The 18,140-nt window shown below is 66.2% G+C and carries 14 protein-coding genes; 10 read left to right on the top strand and 4 right to left on the bottom strand.

Annotated elements, in window-relative coordinates:
- The first annotated feature begins 21 nt into the window (after positions 1-21).
- The 4 genes from M4578_RS09960 (at position 22) to M4578_RS09945 (ending at position 5,538) form a co-directional block, all read left to right on the top strand.
- Positions 22-1,767: an ABC transporter permease subunit gene (locus tag M4578_RS09960; RefSeq protein ID WP_258093309.1), complete on the top strand. Its 1,746-nt coding sequence runs from the start codon at positions 22-24 to the stop codon at positions 1,765-1,767.
- A gap of 61 nt (positions 1,768-1,828) precedes the next feature.
- Positions 1,829-2,908: an ABC transporter ATP-binding protein gene (locus tag M4578_RS09955; protein WP_258093308.1), complete on the top strand. Its 1,080-nt coding sequence runs from the start codon at positions 1,829-1,831 to the stop codon at positions 2,906-2,908.
- A gap of 81 nt (positions 2,909-2,989) precedes the next feature.
- On the top strand, positions 2,990-4,465 hold the full coding sequence (locus M4578_RS09950) for an aldehyde dehydrogenase family protein (protein ID WP_258093307.1): 1,476 nt from the start codon (positions 2,990-2,992) through the stop codon (positions 4,463-4,465).
- 143 nt (positions 4,466-4,608) lie between these two features.
- Positions 4,609-5,538: a LysR family transcriptional regulator gene (locus M4578_RS09945; protein WP_258093306.1), complete on the top strand. Its 930-nt coding sequence runs from the start codon at positions 4,609-4,611 to the stop codon at positions 5,536-5,538.
- A 5-nt stretch (positions 5,539-5,543) separates the two neighbouring features.
- Here the strand turns inward: M4578_RS09945 and M4578_RS09940 are convergent, their stop codons facing one another.
- From M4578_RS09940 to M4578_RS09930, 3 genes are read right to left on the bottom strand one after another with little or no spacing between them, the layout of a single operon-like run.
- A complete protein-coding gene (locus tag M4578_RS09940; RefSeq protein ID WP_258093305.1) occupies positions 5,544-6,029 on the bottom strand; it encodes a (2Fe-2S)-binding protein in 486 nt (161 codons plus the stop codon).
- A gap of 10 nt (positions 6,030-6,039) precedes the next feature.
- On the bottom strand, positions 6,040-6,900 hold the full coding sequence (locus M4578_RS09935) for an FAD binding domain-containing protein (protein WP_258093304.1): 861 nt from the start codon (positions 6,898-6,900) through the stop codon (positions 6,040-6,042).
- Between the two features lie 39 nt (positions 6,901-6,939).
- Positions 6,940-9,249 carry a xanthine dehydrogenase family protein molybdopterin-binding subunit gene (locus M4578_RS09930; RefSeq protein WP_258093303.1) on the bottom strand — a complete coding sequence of 770 codons (2,310 nt, stop codon included), beginning with the start codon at positions 9,247-9,249 and terminating at the stop codon, positions 6,940-6,942.
- Between the two features lie 516 nt (positions 9,250-9,765).
- Between M4578_RS09930 and M4578_RS09925 the strand changes: the two genes are divergently transcribed.
- From M4578_RS09925 to M4578_RS09900, 6 genes are all read left to right on the top strand, one after another.
- The gene (locus M4578_RS09925) at positions 9,766-10,401 is read left to right on the top strand and encodes an urea carboxylase-associated family protein (RefSeq protein ID WP_258093302.1); all 636 of its coding nucleotides are present in this window, start codon (positions 9,766-9,768) and stop codon (positions 10,399-10,401) included.
- A gap of 151 nt (positions 10,402-10,552) precedes the next feature.
- A complete protein-coding gene (locus M4578_RS09920; protein WP_258093301.1) occupies positions 10,553-11,644 on the top strand; it encodes an ABC transporter ATP-binding protein in 1,092 nt (363 codons plus the stop codon).
- Positions 11,645-11,674: 30 nt separating this feature from the next.
- Positions 11,675-12,730 (top strand): ABC transporter substrate-binding protein, encoded by a 1,056-nt coding sequence (locus M4578_RS09915; RefSeq protein ID WP_258093300.1) that lies wholly within the window; start codon positions 11,675-11,677, stop codon positions 12,728-12,730.
- 54 nt (positions 12,731-12,784) lie between these two features.
- A complete protein-coding gene (locus tag M4578_RS09910) occupies positions 12,785-14,044 on the top strand; it encodes an ABC transporter permease (RefSeq protein ID WP_258093299.1) in 1,260 nt (419 codons plus the stop codon).
- 12 nt (positions 14,045-14,056) lie between these two features.
- On the top strand, positions 14,057-14,848 hold the full coding sequence (locus M4578_RS09905) for an ABC transporter permease (RefSeq protein WP_258093298.1): 792 nt from the start codon (positions 14,057-14,059) through the stop codon (positions 14,846-14,848).
- Between the two features lie 4 nt (positions 14,849-14,852).
- Positions 14,853-16,202, top strand: coding sequence for an NAD(P)/FAD-dependent oxidoreductase (locus M4578_RS09900; protein ID WP_258093297.1), 1,350 nt, complete (start codon positions 14,853-14,855; stop codon positions 16,200-16,202).
- An 81-nt stretch (positions 16,203-16,283) separates the two neighbouring features.
- Here the strand turns inward: M4578_RS09900 and dctP are convergent, their stop codons facing one another.
- Positions 16,284-17,414 (bottom strand): TRAP transporter substrate-binding protein DctP, encoded by a 1,131-nt coding sequence (dctP, locus tag M4578_RS09895; RefSeq protein WP_258093296.1) that lies wholly within the window; start codon positions 17,412-17,414, stop codon positions 16,284-16,286.
- Positions 17,415-18,140 lie beyond the last annotated feature (726 nt).

Here is an 18,140-nt window from a genome sequence, read left to right as displayed (position 1 = left end):
GTTCGGGCCGTGGCGCATCGCATGATGAGCAAGACAACGGAGCGGAGCCGCTTTTCGGGAAAAAGCGGCTCCGAAATGACCGGCTGGGCCTGGCTTGCCCTGCCCGGCATCGCATTCGTGGTGGTGCTGTTCCTCGTGCCGCTGGGCGGAATGGTCCTCGTCAGTCTGGGGATGCCGGACTGGACGGTGTTCCACTACGCACGGCTGCTGGACACCACGGCCTATCTGTCGATCATGAAGACCACGCTGGCGATCAGCGTGACGGTGACCGCGCTGGCCGTCGTCATCGGCTATCCGTTCGCCTATGTGCTGACCACCTCGGGCAAGGCCTTGCGGACCTTCCTGCTGATCTGCGTCGTGCTGCCCTATTTCACCAGCGTGCTGGTCCGCACCTTCGCCTGGCTCGTGCTGCTGGGGCGCGGCGGGGTGCTGAACGAGATCATGCTTGGCCTCGGGCTGACCAGCATGCCGATCCAGATGCTCTATAACCGCTTCGGGGTGATCGTGGGCATGGTCCATATCGTGCTGCCGATGATCATCCTGCCGCTCTACACCGTCATGTCCGGGATCGACGGGCGGCTGGTGCGCGCGGCCCGTGCCTGTGGCGCAAGCCCCGCCGGGGCTTTTGTCTCGGTGTTCTTTCCGCTCAGCGTGCCCGGCGTCGTGGCCGGGGTCATGCTGGTCTTTATCTACTGCCTGGGGTTCTACATCACGCCCGCGCTGATGGGCGGGCTGTCGGACACGATGATCACCATGGCGATCAGCAGCCAGGTGGTCGATCAGCTCAACTGGGCCTTCGGTTCGGCGCTGTCGGTGGTGCTGCTGGCCTCGGTCGTCGCGCTGCTCTGGATCGGCTCGCGGTTCTTTCCGCTCGACCGGCTGCTGGGGCTGAAACGCGGGCTCTCCACGGCCTCGGGCGAGGGGCACCATGTGTCGAGCCTCTGGCTCACCGGCCTCGCCGCCGCGGTGAACCGGCTGGGGGATACGGGTCCGGCGTTCGGGGCGCGGCTGCTGCCGGTCTTCGCCTTTGTCGTCGGGCTGATGCTGCTCGCCCCCGGCGCCGTCATCACCTATCTGTCGTTCAGTTCCGCGAAATACCTCGTGTTTCCCGCACCGGGCTTTTCGCTGCACAACTATCAGGCCTATCTTTCCGACCCGACCTGGCTGCGGGCGACCTTTGTCAGCCTGCGGGTCGCGGTGCTGGCGGGGCTGATCGCAACGATCCTCGGGACGCTGCTGTCGCTCGGGCTGATGCGCGGGAACCTTCCGGGCCGGAACGGGCTTTTGATCCTTTTGCTGACGCCGATCATCATGCCCACCGTGGTGGTGGCCGTGGCGATCTATTTCCTCTTCGTCCAGTTCGGGTTGCAGGGCACCGAGATCGGTCTGGCCATCGCCCATGCGGTCTATGCCATGCCGTTCGTCGTGGTCATCGTGCTGACCAGCCTGCAATCGCTGAACCCGTCGCTGGAGAAGGCCGGGCTCAGCCTCGGGGCAAATCCGGTGGCGGCGTTCCGGACGATCACCTTCCCGCTGATCCGCCCGACCCTCATCGTCGCGGGGTTCTTCGCCTTTCTCAATTCCTTCGACGATGTGGTCTATGCGCTGTTTCTCGGTGCCGGAAAGCTCAACACCCTGCCCATGCGCATGTGGGAGGGGATCAAGCAGGACGTGAGCCCGACGATCTCCGCCGTGGCCACCCTGCAGATGCTGCTCGCGGCGCTGGCGATCACGCTGGGCAGCCTGATGACGCCGAGGGCAAAATGACGGACGGCCCGCGCGTTTCCGCAAGACCGGCCGTTTGCCGCGGCCAAGGAGTTTGCCTTCCATGACGACAGACACCCCCGCCCTGCTGGGGCAGGTTTCGCTGAAGGGCGTGAGCCGCCACTATGGCACCTTCGTTGCCGTCGATGACGTGTCGATGGACATCGCGCCGGGCGAGTTCATCTCTTTCCTCGGGCCCAGCGGTTCGGGCAAGACGACCACGCTGATGATGGTCGCGGGCTTCGAGATCCCCGACCGGGGGGCGATCACGCTCGACGGCAAGGACATCACCCGCCTGCCCGCGCACCGGCGCGAGCTGGGGATCATCTTTCAGAACTACGCGCTCTTCCCGCATATGACCGTCGCCGAAAACGTCGCCTACCCGTTGCGCATGCGCCGGGCCGGGCGGTCGGCGATCGCCGAGCGTGTCGCCCGGATGCTGGATCTGGTCCAGCTTGCGCCCTTCGCCGACCGCTATCCCTCGCAGCTCTCCGGCGGGCAGCAGCAGCGGGTGGCGATTGCGCGCGCGCTGGTTTTCGATCCGCCCGTCCTGCTGCTCGACGAGCCGCTGGGGGCGCTGGACAAGAAGCTGCGGCAGCACCTTCAGGAAGAGATCCGTTTCCTGCACCGCCGGATGGGCAAGACGATGATCTACGTCACCCACGATCAGGACGAGGCGCTTGCGATGTCCGACCGCATCGCCGTGATGTCGGCGGGCCGGGTGCATCAGCTTGCCGCGCCGGAGGAGATCTACCGGCACCCGACGGACCGTTTCGTCGCGAGCTTCATGGGCGAGTCCAACTTCATCCGCGTGACACGGGCAGACGGCGGCTTCCGCAATGCGCAGGGTCAGCCCGTGCCGGTTGCCGCCGGGGCCGATACGGCGGGCGATCCGGTCGTCTTCGTCCGGCCCGAGAACATCCGTATCGAGCCGCCGGAGGGGGCGGGTGGTCCGGGCCGGCTCGACGGCCGGATCGAGGATCTGACCTATGTCGGGGACAGCTCGATGCTGTCGGTCGGCATCGGCTCCGAACGTCTGAGCGTGAAGGTGCTGAACCGCTCGGGATCCACCGCCTGGCAGATCGGCGACCGATGCCGTGTCTTCTGGGACCCGGACGACGCGCTGCTGCTGCCGGACGGCTGAGACACCACGGGCAGGCAGAGCGATGACAGTCTGCGCCCTTGGCACCGAATGCGGTTTCATCTGAGAAAAAGGACCGAACTCATGACTGCTCCTGTTCCCGCGGCTTTGGGCAATCCCGCGAAGCAGCACTTTATCGGCGGTGCCTGGCATCCGTCCGTGTCGGGAGAGACGCTCGACACCTGGAACCCCGCGACGGGCACGGTTCTGGCGACGCTGGCGCGCGGAGGCCCGGAGGACATCGACCGCGCCGTGGCGTCGGCGCGCCGGGCGTTCGAGGGGCCATGGAGCCGGTTCACGCCCAATCAGCGCATGATGCTGCTGATGCGCGCGGCCGAGGTGCTCGAGAGCAATTACGACGAGCTTGCCATGCTCGAGTCGATGGACATGGGGGCGCCGCATGCCCGCGTGCTGGGCATGAAGGGCAGCCTGGTCCAGCTGGTCCAGTATTTCGGCAGCCAGGCGGTCAACTGGACCGGCACGACCATTCCGAACTCGCTCAAGGGCAGCTTCACCACGCTGACGCTCAAGGCGCCGGTGGGGGTGGTCGGCGGGATCATCCCCTGGAACGCGCCGCTGCTGAGCATGTGGTGGATCATGGGGGGCGCTCTGGCGACCGGCTGCACGGCGGTGATCAAACCGGCGGAGGATGCCTCGCTCACCACGCTGCGCACCGCCGAGCTGCTGATGGAGGCCGGGGTGCCCGAAGGGGTGATCAACGTCGTGACCGGCTACGGCACCGAGGCGGGGGCCGCGCTCGCCGCGCATATGGATGTGGACCGCATCGCCTTTACCGGCTCCACCCAGACCGGGCGCGAGATCATCCGGGCCTCGGCCGGAAACATGAAGCGCATTCAGGTCGAGCTGGGCGGCAAGTCGCCCGACATCGTCTTTGCGGATGCCGATCTCGACCGCGCGGTGCCGGGCGCCGCGATGGGGGTGTTTACAAACTCCGGCCAGATCTGCTCCGCGGGCACGCGGGTGTTCGTCCAGCGCGGGATTCAGGAGGCGTTCCTGGAGGCCATGGCCGCCTATACCAAGACCATCCGCGTCGGCGATCCCTTCGATTCGGAAACCCAGCTCGGGCCGCTGGTCTCGGAACGGCAGCTCGAACGCGTCATGGGCTATGTCGAGAGCGGCCATCAGGAAGGCGCGAGGCTGAGCGCAGGCGGCCATCGCGTCGGAGGCGCGCTGGCGCAGGGCTATTTCATGGAGCCCACGATTTTCGGCGGCGTGACCAATGATATGACCATCGCGCGCGAAGAGATCTTCGGGCCGGTCGCCTCGGTGATCCCCTTCGATACCGAGGAGGAGGCGCTGCGTCTGGCCAATGACACGAGCTACGGGCTTGCCGGTGCGGTCTGGACAAGCAGCCTCGGCACCGCGACCCGGATGATCCACGGCATGAAGGCCGGGAAGCTCTGGGTCAACGCCTACGGGCTTGCGGATCCGGCGGTGGGCTTCAGCGGTTACAAGCAAAGCGGTTACGGCATGAAGGGCGGGCGCGATCACATCGAGGCCTTCCTCTACGAGAAGAGCGTCTACATCAACAATCTCTGATCCCGGAGCCGGGCCTGCGATGCAGGCAGTTCGCAGCGCGCGACCGGCCCGTTTGACAGGGCCGGTCCGTCTTTGGTGGCAAGTTGATTTTCCGTGCAGTAGCATCGGGGGCGGCTTGCGCGATCTTGGAGACATGTGACCGGATGGAATTGAAATGGCTTGAGGATTTCGTTGAGCTGGCGGCCACGCGCAACTTCTCGATGGCGGCGGCGGCGCGTCACGTCACCCAGCCCGCGTTCAGCCGCCGTATTCAGGCGCTGGAAAACTGGGTCGGTACGGAACTGGTCGACCGCAACGAATACCCCATCAAGCTGACCGCCGCCGGAGAGACCTTTCTCGAGGTCGGGCGCGATCTTATCCGCGACATGTACCGCGTGCGCGACGATTGCCGGCAGCAGTCCGGCAATGACGAATATACGCTGTCCATCAGCGCGTTTCACACCATCGCCCTGAACATTCTGCCCGACATTCTTGCCACGCCGACCAAGGCAAAGACCGAGCTGCGCACAAGGATGCACGAGACGGATTTTCACGGCTGCATCGAGACGCTTGTGTCCGGGCGCTGCGATGTCGCCTTTTGCTATTCCCATGCCTTCGGCCCGCCGGTGCCGCAGAACGGGCAGATCGTCTGCAAGACCATCGAGCTGGAAAAGCTCTGCTTCGTCTGCGCGCCCGACAGCTATACCGAGCTGACGACCGGACGGACCTGGCAGGGCAAGGCCGAGGTGCCGCTGATCTCCTATTCTCCCGAATGCTTTCTGGCCAAGCTTCAGACCCGTCTGATGGCGGGCATGGCCGAGCAGGGGATGACGCTGGTGACCGCCTATGAAAGCACCTTCACCGAAGGCATCAAGCGGATGATCCTGGCGGGACGGGGCGTCGGCTGGCTGCCGATGAGCGTCATCCGGCACGAGGTCGAAAGCGGCCAGCTGCGCATTCTGTCATTCAATTCGAAAGACGTGGATCTGAAGGTTCTGGCGCTGCGGCGCCGGAGCATCGGCATCTCGTCCTTCGAACAGTTCTGGGCGGGTCTGCCGGACCACGACGAAACCGGGGCCGCGGCGCGCGGCTGAGCGCGTCAGGTCCGCGCGTGGCGTCCAGGCTCCCGCGCCGCCTTCTGCACGGCGCGGACGATCTTGTCGTAGCCGGTGCAGCGGCAGAGATTCCCGGCCAGCCAGTAGCGGATCTCGGTTTCGCTGGGGTCCGGGTTGCGCGCCAGCAGATCCTTGGCCGCGACCATAAACCCCGGCGTGCAGAAGCCGCATTGCAGCGCCGCCGTCTCGATAAAGGCCCGCTGGACCGGGTGCATCCCCGCCTCCCCGGCCAGCCCCTCGACGGTTTCGATCGTGGCGCCCTCGGCCTCGGGCGCGAGGACGAGGCAGGCGCAGACGACGCGCCCGTTCATGTTCACCGAGCAGGCGCCGCAGTCGCCCGACCCGCAGCCCTCTTTCGTGCCGGTGAGGCCCAGCGTGTCGCGCAGCACCGACAGCAGCGTGTGATGCGCCTCGCAGAGAAATTCGGTCTCGCCGCCGTTGACGGTCGTGGTGACGTGGATCTTTGGCATGGCTGTCTCCTCAGGCCGCCGCGCGGGTTTGGGCCAGCGCCACGGCGCGGCGCGCGAGCACCGGCGCGATGGCGGTCCGGTAGGTTGCGGTGCCGCGCTTGTCGTCGATGGGGGCGCAGGCGGCGGTGACGGCGGCGGCCATCCGCCGAAGCGCGTCGCTTTCGAGCATGGTGCCGACCAGCGCCGCCCCCGCCTCGGGCACGAGAAGCGCTTTCGGGGCCACCGCGCCGAGCGCGACGCGCGCGAAGGTGCAGCGCCCGCTGTCATCGAGCGTCAGGTTCACGGCGGCGCCAGCCACGGCGATGTCCATTTCGGCGCGCGGCGTAAAGCGCAGATAGGCATCCGCCGACCGCGCCGCCCGGCGGGGCAGGGTGACCGAGGTCACAAGCTCTCCGGCGCGCAGCGAGGTCTTGCCCGGCCCCTGCGCCACCTCTTCCACGGGGATCTTGCGCATCCCGTTCGGCCCCAGCACATAGACCGTCGCCCCGGCGGCGATCATGGCGGGCACGGAATCCGCCGCAGGAGAGGCGTTGCAGAGATTGCCCACAGGGGTCGCGCGGCTTTGCACCTGCATCGAGCCGATCAGCCCCACGCCCTCGACCAGACCGGGCCAGTCGGCGCAAAGCCCCGCATGGGCGGAGATCTCGGCGCCGGAGACCGCCGCGCCGATGCGCCAGCCGCCCTCTTCCGTGCGGGTGATTTCCGACAGCGGGGCGATGCGCTTGATGTCCATCACCGCCTCGGGCGCCCGCAGCCCCGCGCGGATCTGCACGACAAGGTCGGTGCCGCCGGCCAGGATCGTCACGCCGGGGCCGTGTGCCCGCAGATGCGCCACCGCGTCCTCGAGCGTGGTTGGTCTGAAATACTGCATGGCGGATTCGGTGTCCTTGAACGAGTGGGGCAGGGCGGGTCAGCGGAAGGCGGGCTTCAGCGACGGATCTTTGGCGGCGCGGGCCCCGGCGATGCGTGCCAGAACGCGGGGCGGCGACATCGGGATCTCGAAAAAGCGCAGCCCGGTCGCATCCTTGACCGCATTGGCGACGGCGGCGACGCTCGGGACGATGGAGACCTCGCCCACGCCGCGCACGCCGAACGGGTGGTTCGGGTTGGGCACCTCGACCAGCGTGCAGCCGATCATCGGCAGATCGGGCGCCACCGGCATGCGGTAGTCGAGAAACCCGGTGTTCTGCAGGCGCCCGTCGGCGCCATAGACATATTCCTCGTTCAGCGCCCAGCCGATGCCCTGCGCGGCACCGCCCTGGTTCTGGCCCTCCACGTAGTCAGGATGGATGGCGCGGCCCACATCGACGACGATGGAATAGCGCAGCACCGTGACGCCGCCGGTCTCGGGGTCGACCTCGACATCGGCGATATGAGTGGCAAAGTTCGGCCCCGCGCCGGGGCCGTCGGTGGTGAATTTTCCCATGATCGGGCCGCCGCTTTTGGCGAAACCGGCGGCGATGGTGGCAAGTGGCACCGGATCGTGCGCGCCGGCATTGGGACCGGCGGGGCGCAGCATGCCATCGGCGTAATCCACCGCCTCGGGCGGAAGATCCCACATCTTCGCGGCGCGTTCGCAGACCTGCGCGATCAGGTCTTTGGAGGCGCCGACCACGGCAAGCCCCACCGCATAGGCGGTGCGGCTTCCGGCGGTGAAGGAGTTGAACCCAAGCTGCGAGGTGTCGGCGATTGTGGTGGTGACCTTGTCGTAGGGCACGCCCATCGTTTCGGCGACCATCATCGAGACCGAGGCGCGCAGCCCGCCGATGTCGGGCGTGCCGATGCCGACATTCACCGTGCCGTCCTCGTTGAGAATGGCCGATACCGAGGTCTGCCCGCCGCCGTTTTTCCAGTAAGAGGTGGCGATGCCGCGCCCCTGCGTCGGGCCGAGCGGCGTTTTCAGATGCTCCAGCGCCTCCGCCGCGTCGAGCACCTGTGCCAGCCCGAGATTTTCGAGCGGAAAGCCCGCCAGGCTGACCGTGCCTTCGCGCACCGCGTTCTTTCGGATGAGCGCGAAGGGGGAGATGCCCAGTTTTTCAGCCATCTCGTCCATGACGCTTTCCTGCGCATAGCAGGTGATCGGCCCGCCCGGCGCGCGGTAGGCCTGCACGCTGGGGCGATTCGAGACCACCTCGGCCGAGGACAGGCGGAGATTCGGGATGTCGAGATGGGTGAAGGCGATGGCGCGGGCGGTGCCGAGCGGAGAACCGGGAAAGGCGCCGGTCTCGAGGATCATCTCGCAATCCGCCGCCACCAGCGTGCCGTCGGATTTTGCACCAAGCCGGACGCGGTAGAGCGACCCGGAGGTCGGGCCGGTGCGCCGCAGCACCTCGCTGCGGGTCATGACCATGCGGACGGGTTTACGAGTGAGCTGCGACAGCCGCAGCGCGATGGGTTCGTCATAGACGGTGAGCTTGCCGCCGAAGCCGCCGCCGATCTCGGTCGCGACGACCTTGAGATCGGACATTTCCCAGCCGAGAATCCCGGCGCAGAAGGCGCGGTCGATCCACGGGCCCTGCGTGCAGGTCCAGAGCTCGGCGCGCCCGTCCTCGGCCACGCTGGCGATGCAGGCATGCGGCTCGATATAGCCCTGATGCACGGGTTTGCTGCGGAATTCGCGTTCGACGACGATGTCCGCGGCCTCGAACCCGGCGTCGATATTGCCGCGCTCAAGCATGGTGCGGGCCACGATGTTCGAGGGTGCCGCCGGTCCGGGCGCGACGCCCGTGGTGATCATGGTTTCGTGCAGCAGCGGCGCATCGGGCGCCATCGCCGCCTCCAGATCGGTCACATGGGGGAGGATCTCGTATGCGACCTCGATCAGCGCCAGCGCCTGTTGGGCCACATCCTCGGTGGTCGCGGCGACGGCGGCGACGGGGTGACCGTCGAACAGCACCTTGTCGCGCGCCATCAGCGTGCGCGCCTGATCCCAGAGGTTGAAGGCGTAGTCGGCCACCGGCGTCGGCCTGTCCTCCAGCACCGGGAAATCCGCGCCGGTCACCACCGCCTTGACCCCCGGCAGGGCGCGGGCCTTTCCGGTGTCGATGCGCAGGATGCGGGCATGGGGATGCGGCGACAGGAGGCATTTTCCGACAAGCTCGCCGGGCAGGTGGATGTCGGCGCCGAAACGCGCCCGCCCGGTCACCTTGTCCGCGCCGTCGGGGCGGTCGAGCCGCTTTCCGACCCAGCGGTAGTCTGCGGGTTGAGAGTCGTCTTTCACCGGCACCGGTCTCCCCGTTCGCGGCCCGCCACCGTTGTGGCTCGCCTTTGGTCACCGCTTGCGGCGCACCCTGCGGAGCGCACCTGTGGCGGTGAGTGGAAACCCGATTTTACAATTCCGATGCGCGCGACACCCAATGCCAATTACGCATAACTCATCAGAAATTGGTATTAGCGCTCTACCGCCTTCGTAGCGCAGGCTGAGTCTCACAGAGTTCCGCTGGAGGCCGAGTCCCCATGAATGAACCGCGATACCTGGCCCGTAGTCAGGGCGTCTGCCTGCCCGGAGGCTTTGCCCGGGAGGTCGGGATACCGTCTGTCTGGCGGTCTGTCGAGAGGGGGTGCCGGTCGAGTGCGGTCTGGGCAGGGATCCGGCATCTCGGATCGTTTCGGCGGGCGCTGGGAGCGACCGGCAGACGGCGGTTCAGCGCCGCGGCACCGGAGGCGACCCCATGGTCGCGCCCGCGCTGACCATGGCGCCCGCGCCCAAGCAAGATACGGAGAGGAAGACAGCGTCGTGACGCATATCCTGGAACATGTGATGGCCCCGAAATCGGGATATGCGCTTGTTGTGCGCAAGGGGCAGCGGCTGCGCGTCACCGATCTGGAAGGCCAGCAGGTCGTCGATATGGCGGTCTTCAACAATGACAATTACCGCGAAAAGCTATCGACCGCCTATTCGCGCTCGCGATACCGGCCAAAGCCGGGCGCGACATGGTATCCGCGCGACCGGGTGAGCGAGGGCGACACGCTGATGTCGACGATCTGCCGGCCGCTGATGACCATCGTCCGGGACACGCCCGAGCCGAAGGGCATTCACGGGATGCACAGCCGGAGTTGCAACCGCTTCTTCTACGAGGTGAACGGGATCGAGGGGCAGGACGGTTGCCTCGAGATCATCGGAAAGGCGCTGGCGCCCTACGGGCTGCTGCCCGAGGACGTTCCCGACACCATGGATCTGTTCATGAACTATCAACACGACTGCGGGGAGGGGCGCTGGCGGTTGTATCCGCCGGTGTCGAGGGCAGGCGATTATATCGAGTTCCGGGCCGAGATGGACTGTCTGGTCGGCCTGTCCAACTGCCCGGAGTCAGACGTTACCGACTGCAACGCGGGGCGCTGCACCCCGATGAAAGTCAACGTCTTCCAGTGAGTCATCGTCCTTGTGGGCCGATCAATCGAAGACGCTCCGGAACCGCGCAGCGCGTGGTTTCCGGGCCAGAAGGTGAAATATGGATGGCACTACACGAGACATTTCCGGGTACTCCCGCCCGGTTCCCGTACCTGACGGCCGGGCGGCAGGCATGATCGGCGCGCCGAAAGAGGTTCACGTCAGCCTGAGCGGCGTTCTGAAGACCTATGACGGCCAGCATTATGTCGTCCGGGATCTCGATCTCGAGGTCTACAAGGGCGAATTCCTGACCCTGCTGGGGCCGTCCGGCTCGGGCAAGACCACGACGCTGATGATGCTCGCGGGGTTCGAGCATCCGACCGACGGCGCGATCCTGCTCGACGGGCGCCCGGTGCACAATATTCCGCCGGAGAAGCGGAATTTCGGCGTCGTGTTTCAGAGCTACGCCCTGTTCCCGCACATGACGGTGGCCGAGAATGTCGGCTATTCCCTGCGCGTCCGGGGCACCGCGAAGGACGAGACCGCGCGCCGGGTTGCCGGGACGCTCGAGGCGATGCGGCTTTCGGATTTCGCGCAACGCTATCCCACGGCGCTGTCGGGCGGGCAGCAGCAGCGTGTGGCGCTGGCCCGCGCGCTGGTCTTCGAACCCGATCTGGTGCTGATGGACGAACCGCTGGGCGCGCTCGACAAGCGGCTGCGCGAGGAGCTTCAGCTCGAGATCCGCTCGATTGCCGAGCGCTTCGGTCTGACGGTGATCTATGTCACCCACGACCAGGAAGAAGCGCTGACCATGTCCGACCGGATCGCGGTCTTCAACAACGGCTATATCCAGCAGATCGGGCCCGCCGAAGAGATCTACAGCCGCCCGGTGAACCGCTTTGTCGCCGGGTTCGTCGGGGATAACAACGGGCTCGATGCCACGGTCACCTCGGTCGAGGGCGATCTTGCACAGGCGCGGCTGCGCGGCGGGGCGGAGGTCGTGGCGCGCACCACATCGCATACCCGTGCCGGGGCGCCCGCGACGATCTCGATCCGGCCGGAACTGATCGTACCGCTGAAAGAGGCGCGCCCCGGTGCGCTCAGCGGCACCGTCAGCAATGTCGTCTATACGGGCGATCAGCTCCGTATCTACGCCACCCTTCCGGGGGGCGACGAGGTCGTGGTCAAACGGCCGACCTCCGCGACGGATGTCCCGACCGAAATCGGCGCGCCGGTGCATCTCTACTGGGACCCGACAAGCGCCTGGGCGCTCGACGGACAATAAAAAACCAAAGCAACAGGGAAAGAAACGCACATGTCATGGACAAGACTTTTTGATAGCGGAAAACTTTTCGGGGTCTCCTGCCTTGCGGCGCTGGCCTGCGCGCAGCCCGCGCTGTCGCGGGATCTGACGGTCGTCTCCTATGGCGGGGTCACCAACGAGACCTTCGAGAAGGTCTGGCTTGGCCCCTTCACCGAGGAAACCGGCATTTCGGCGGTCATGGACACCTGGAGCGGCGATCTTGCCAAGGTCCGCGCCATGGTCGAAAGCGGCAACATCGTCTGGGACGTGATGGACGCCACCGCCGAACCCATCGAGATCGGCTGCGAACAGGGCCTGTTCGAAAAGGTCGGCGACGATCCGCTGTTCACCGAGGCGGGTCTCATCAAGGGCGGGCTCACGGAATGCGGCATCGGCTCGATGACCTATGCCACGATCCTCGCCTATAAAAACGGCATCTTCCCCGAAGGCCCGACGGCGGTCACCGACATTTTCGACACCGAGACCTATCCGGGCAAGCGCGGGCTGCGCAAAAGCCCCGTCGATGCGCTGGAGCTGGCGCTGATCGCCGACGGAGTGGCGGTGGACGATGTCTATGCCACGCTTTCCACGCCCGAGGGGGTGGACCGCGCCTTTGCCAAGCTCGACACGATCAAGGACGACATCATCTGGTGGGAAGCCTCGGCGCAGCCACCGCAGCTGCTGATGTCGGGGCAGGTGGTGATGTCCACCTCCTATAACGCGCGCGCGGCGCTGGCGATTTCCAACGACAACGCCGACCTCACCATGGTCTGGGCGAACAACGTGACCGCGATCGGGTTCTTCGGCATTCCGAAAGGCACCGAGAATCTGGAAGAGGCGAAAAAGTTCATCGCCTTCACGCTGCTGCCGCAGGTCAATGCCGCGTTCAGCGATTACCAGCCCTACGGGCCGACGGTGACGGCGGCGGGCGCGTTCGTCAAACCGGATGTGCTGCCGAACCTGCCCGCCGGGCACATCGACGAGGACTCGCTCGTCTTCGACGGCGGTTTCTGGGCGACGCAGGGCGACGCCCTGATCGCGCGCTTCTCGAGCTGGGTCGCGCAGTAAGCGCGGACGACACGGCAGATCGTGACATCAAGCGAAGGCGAGGGACCTGACACCATGTCCTATGGAGACGTGTCTCGTGACATCACCCCTGCGCGGAGCCGCGATCTGCGCGTGAGCGGCGCGATCCGGAAAAAGGCGGTGGGCGGAGCGGCGAAAGCCGCGCTGCCCGCGGCACCGCTGCTGCTGTTCCTGCTGCTGTTCCTGGTGGTGCCGCTTCTGACGATCCTGCACAGCTCGGTGTCGGACGAGCAGATCGCGGCGACCCTGCCCGAGACCACGGCGGCGCTGCAATCCTGGGACGGCACAGGTGTTCCGGCGGCGGCGGTGTATGGCACGCTTGCGGGCGAGCTGCGCGCGGCGGACGAGGCCGGAACGCTGCGCCGGCTGGGGCGGCGCGTGCAATACGAGCTGGAAGGCGGGCTTGGGATCCTCCTGAACGCCAGCCGGGCGCTGCCCGAAGAGGCGTTGCCGGGCGACGCGCAGGCGATCAGGGAGCTGATGGTCGGGGCCGATCCGGCCTGGGGAAAGCCCGGCGTCTGGCGCATTCTCCAGCGCTACGACACCCCCTACAGCAGCTTCTATCTGCGGTGGGCGCTCGGGCTGCCGACGGTGCTCGATGCCGACGGGGCCGTCTCGGACGGGCCCGGCTACGATTTCCCGACGATCTATCTGCGGACGGTGCTGATCAGCCTCGCGGTGACGGTGCTGACCGTGCTGATCGGCTACCCGGTCGCCTATGTCATCGCCACCTCGGCCGGGCGCACGGGGGCGATCCTGCTGTTCCTGATCCTGCTGCCGTTCTGGACCTCGCTTCTGGTGCGGGTGATGTCGCTGATCGTCGTCCTTCAGACCAACGGCGTGGTCAACCAGTTGCTGACGGGAATGGGCCTGCTGGGCGATCCGCTGTCGTTTCTCTACACACGCCCGGCCACGATCTTTGCGATGACGCAGATCCAGCTCTCCTTCACGGTGCTGCCGATGCTCAGCGTCATGCGGACGATCCCCGCCGACCAGCTACGCGGCGCCCGCAGCCTCGGGGCGGGGCCGATCAGGGCGCATGCCACGATCTTTCTGCCGCAGGCGGTGCCGGGCATCGCGGCGGGCAGCCTGCTGACCTTCGTGATGTGCCTGGGCTTCTACATCACCCCGGAGCTGGTCGGCAGCCCGTCCGACCAGATGGTCGGCAGTTTCATCGCGCAGTTCACCAGTGAAGATCTGAACTGGGGGCTCGCCGCCGCGCTGAGTGTCGTGCTCTGCGCCGGGGCCGCGATCCTGACGCTGCCGCTCGCCCGGCGCGTCCGGCGCCACGCATAGGAGGGCTGTCTCATGCGGCATTATCACGATCTTCCGCTCTGGGTCCGGCTGCCCCTTTATGCCTTCGTGGCACTTGCGCTGGCGATGATGGTGCTGCCGCTGGCGGCGGCCCTGCCGATCTCGCTCAACGTGGACCCCTGGTTCGTCTACCCGTTCCGCGAATTTTCGCTGCGCTGGTTCGAGGCGCTGCTGTCGCCGCGCTGGACGGGCGCCATCGTCAACAGCGTGCTGATCGCGGTCGCGACGACGCTGCTGGCCACCGGCCTCGGCACGCTGGCCGCGATCGGGCTTGCCAATCCGCGTTTTCCGTTCCGCAATCTGGTCATGGTGCTGGGGCTCGCGCCGCTGATCGTGCCGGTCGTGGTGCTGGCGCTGGGGCTCTATATCTTTTTCGGCCAGCTGTCGCTCAACTACACCTTCATCGGCGTGGTGATCGCGCATACGCTTCTGGCCTCGCCCTTCGTGGTCATCACCGTGACCGCGACGCTGACGCGCTTCGATTTCACGCTGATGCGCGCGGCGGCGAGCCTCGGGGCGGGGCGCGTCTTTGCCTTTCGCACGGTGATGCTGCCGGTGATCGCGCCGGGCGTGGGGGCGGGCGCGATCCTCGCCTTTGCCGCCTCCTTCGACGAGGTGGTGATGATGCTCTTCATCTCCGGCCCGCAGCAGCAGACCGTCCCCAAGCTCATGTATCTGGGCATGCGGGAGAACATCAATCCGACCATCATCGCCGCGGCCGTGGTCACCATCGCCTTCACCTCGGTGCTGATGGCGGCCACCTACCGGCTCAACAGGGGTAAATGAAGACATGTCCACAAGTGCCTTGCCGCAAGCGCAGCTGAGCGGTTCCGGGATTTTCGCCGACGATTTCGTGGCCGAACCCTATTGGTGGATGGCGGCACCGCCGCTCGACCCGGACGCGACCGAGATGCCGGATTTCAGCCGTGGCACGGATGTCGCCGTGGTCGGCGGCGGCATCACCGGGATCGTCGCGGCGCTGCATCTGGCGCGGGCGGGCACGCAGGTGACCGTGCTCGATTCCCAGCGCATCGGCGAGGGCGCCGCCCGGCGCAGCGCGGGGTTTCTCGTGCGCACTTGCCGCCGCTCGGTCGAGACGCTGACCAAGGACGGCGGGCGCGAGTATGCGCTCGGGGTCTACGGCGAATACAACGAGGCGCTGACCTCGCTGATCGACTTCATCCAGGCCGAGGAGATCCGCTGTCACATGCAGGTCTGCGGCCGGGTGACGGTGGCCAACTCGAAGCGCCATCTCGATGCGGTGATCGAAGAATACGAGCAGAAGCGGCAGGCGCTCGGCTATCCCTATTCGGTTCTGAACAAGGACCAGGCCCGCGCCGAGCTGAACTCGGACGCCTATTGCGGCGGGGTCTACGTACCCGATCTCGGCGCGATCCATCCCGGCCTCTATCATGACGCGCTTGTGCAAAAGGCCATTGCGGCGGGGGTGCGCTTTGCGCCGCTCACCGCCGTCAGCCGGATCGAGAGCAAGGGTGCGAAGAAGATCGTCCACAGTTCGCGCGGCCCGCTGGAAGCGGGTCAGGTGATCATGGCGACCAACGGCTACACCACCCGCGATTTCGGCTGGATGGCGCGCCGGGTCATTCCCTTCCGCGGCTACATGATCGCGACCGAGGAACTGCCCGCCGAGCTGATCGAGAAGGTCATGCCGCACCGGCGCACCTACAGCGACGCGGCGATGAACGTCGATTTCGCCCGCCCGGCGCCCGACACCAGCCGCATCCTGCTGGGCGGCAAAACCGGCTCGACCGCGGATGCGGCGACGATCGCCCAAGAGCTGTACGCAAAGTTCACACGGCTCTTCCCGGACCTCAGGGGCGTGCGCCTCAGCCGGGCGTGGCACGGCAATTGTGCGGCGACCTTCGACTTCCTGCCGCATATCGGGACGCGGGACGGGATCCACTACGCGCTGGGGTACAATTTCACCGGCATTTCGCTGTCGACCCATTTCGGGCGCAAGCTTGCCGCGCGGGCGCTTGGCACGGGCGGCCACGAGTCGATCTTCGACGCCGCGTCGCACCGCTTCCCGACAACGCCGCTTTATACCGGCTCGCCGTGGTTCGTGCCCTGGGTGATGCGCTATTACGACTGGCAGGACCGCCGGCTGGCCAAACGCTGACCGGCCCGCACAGCGCCTCTGAAACGCAGAAGGGTGGGCCGGTCCGGCCCACCCTTCCTTTTTGTCACGCCGCTGACGGGCCTATTCGATGCCGAAGACCTCGACATCCAGCTTGTCGGTGAGATGTTCCTTGAACACCGCCGTGAGCGCGTCTTCGTCGCGCAGGTTCTCGACCCCGGCCAGAATGGGTTCCCATTTGTCGATATAGCCCTGGAACCGCTCGAAAAGCGCCTCGGGGTCGGCGATGCCATGGGTCGTGCGCGCGGTCTCGAGCGCGACGGGGCGATAATTCGCCACCCACTCACGGATCACGGCCTTCACCTCCTCGTCGGGCTCCACGACCTCGATGCCCATCTCCGGCGCATCGTTCAGGGTGGTTTCATACTGCCGGGCGTATTCCCCCTGCGCCTTGGCCATCGTGCGGGCGAGCGTATCGAGATAGATCCGCCGCTGTTCCGGCGTGATCCGCGCCCACATATCGGCGTTCAGGATCATGAAGGGCGAGGCGAAGGTGAGCCCGGTCGCAAGATGCGTGACGCTCTTGGTGATGTCGTCCATCGGCACGGCAATGATCATGCCGGGCCGCATCGACGAGCAATCGACCTGGCCGGTCTGCTGGGCCTGATAGGCTTCGGAGGACGGGATGTTGACCGGGATCATCCCCAGCGCCGTGCCGAACTGCGACATGGGGCCGCCGGGAAAGCGGACCTTGCGGCCCTTGAGATCGGCGAGCGACCGCAGCGGGTCCGTGTTGCAGAGCAGATCGTATTTCGGCGTCGCGAAACCGCCGAAGGGGATGACCCCGTGCCGGCGCCAGTCGTTGTAGCCCTCGGGGTCGTTCATGATGAAATCGGCATAGGCCGCCGCAAGCACGATATAGGGCGCGTCCGAGAACGAGAACCCCGCGATGGCTTCGGTCACCGGGGTTTCCGACGGGGTGTAGCCGGAATAGGCGAACCCGGCATGGGCGACGCCGTCACCCACCGACTGCAGCACCGATTTCGCCGGGACGAGCGAGCCGCTGCTGAAAAACTGGAAGTCCAGCGCGCCGCCGGTGGCGGGGCCGATCTCGTCCGCCCACCAGGCGAAGGCGATGGCAAGGGCCTCGCCCGGCGGCATGTAGGTGGCCGCGCGGAACGTTTCCGCCCGGCCGGGTCCGGCCAGGGCCAGGCACGCGAAGCCCGCGGCGATCAGCGTTTTGGGGTAGTTCATTTGGTTTCAACCTCCTGTTGGTCGTCAGACCGGGCCATATTTTGCTTTGATGTCATACACATTGCACTCTTTCCATCGGACATGCATGCCTCAAGCCGCTGCACGGCTGTGGTGTTTCGAGGCGTCGCTTCCGAGGACGTGAACTGGACTGCACTGCAGCGCGGCTGGCGGCATCCCAGCCCGTCGACCGGTAACTGATCGTGCTTGGCCCGACACGATCATGTCTCTTGGTCTGTAACAACTCTATTGGCCTGCGAAACCCTGGCAAATGCCAATTCCCCATGGGTCATGCAGAGACTGTATGATCCGCTCCCCGCCGGTGCCGGCAAGACCATGTTGTCCGCGTATGCAGGATAGGTATGACTTATCAGCAATCGGCATTTGCTTTCAACGGGCCGGTGCTTTCACTGAAATGGTGAAGAGCGGGCGGGCTCGGGCCGGAAGCGGCGGGGTCTGCGGAACACGGACAGGGGAGCCGACGGCGCCGCGAAACGGGCGCATATCGCAAGACAACGAACCAGAACGCATTGCGCCGGTCCTTCTGCCGTAAGGGTGTGCAGGCCAGCGCTCAGGACCAACGGGATGCAGCATTGAAGATAGAGAATGAGCCGGTCGCGGCCGACGAAGTTGATGTTTTGGAAGGTCTGAAAAACCTCGCGCTCTGAGGGGTTTGGTATAGACTTTGCGGGACGAAGAAGGAAGCCCCATCATGCCCAAGCAGCCCGC

The sequence above is a fragment of the Salipiger pentaromativorans genome, assembly GCF_024721115.1.
Lineage (GTDB): Bacteria > Pseudomonadota > Alphaproteobacteria > Rhodobacterales > Rhodobacteraceae > Salipiger > Salipiger pentaromativorans.
This window is presented reverse-complemented; position numbering and strand designations above follow the sequence as displayed.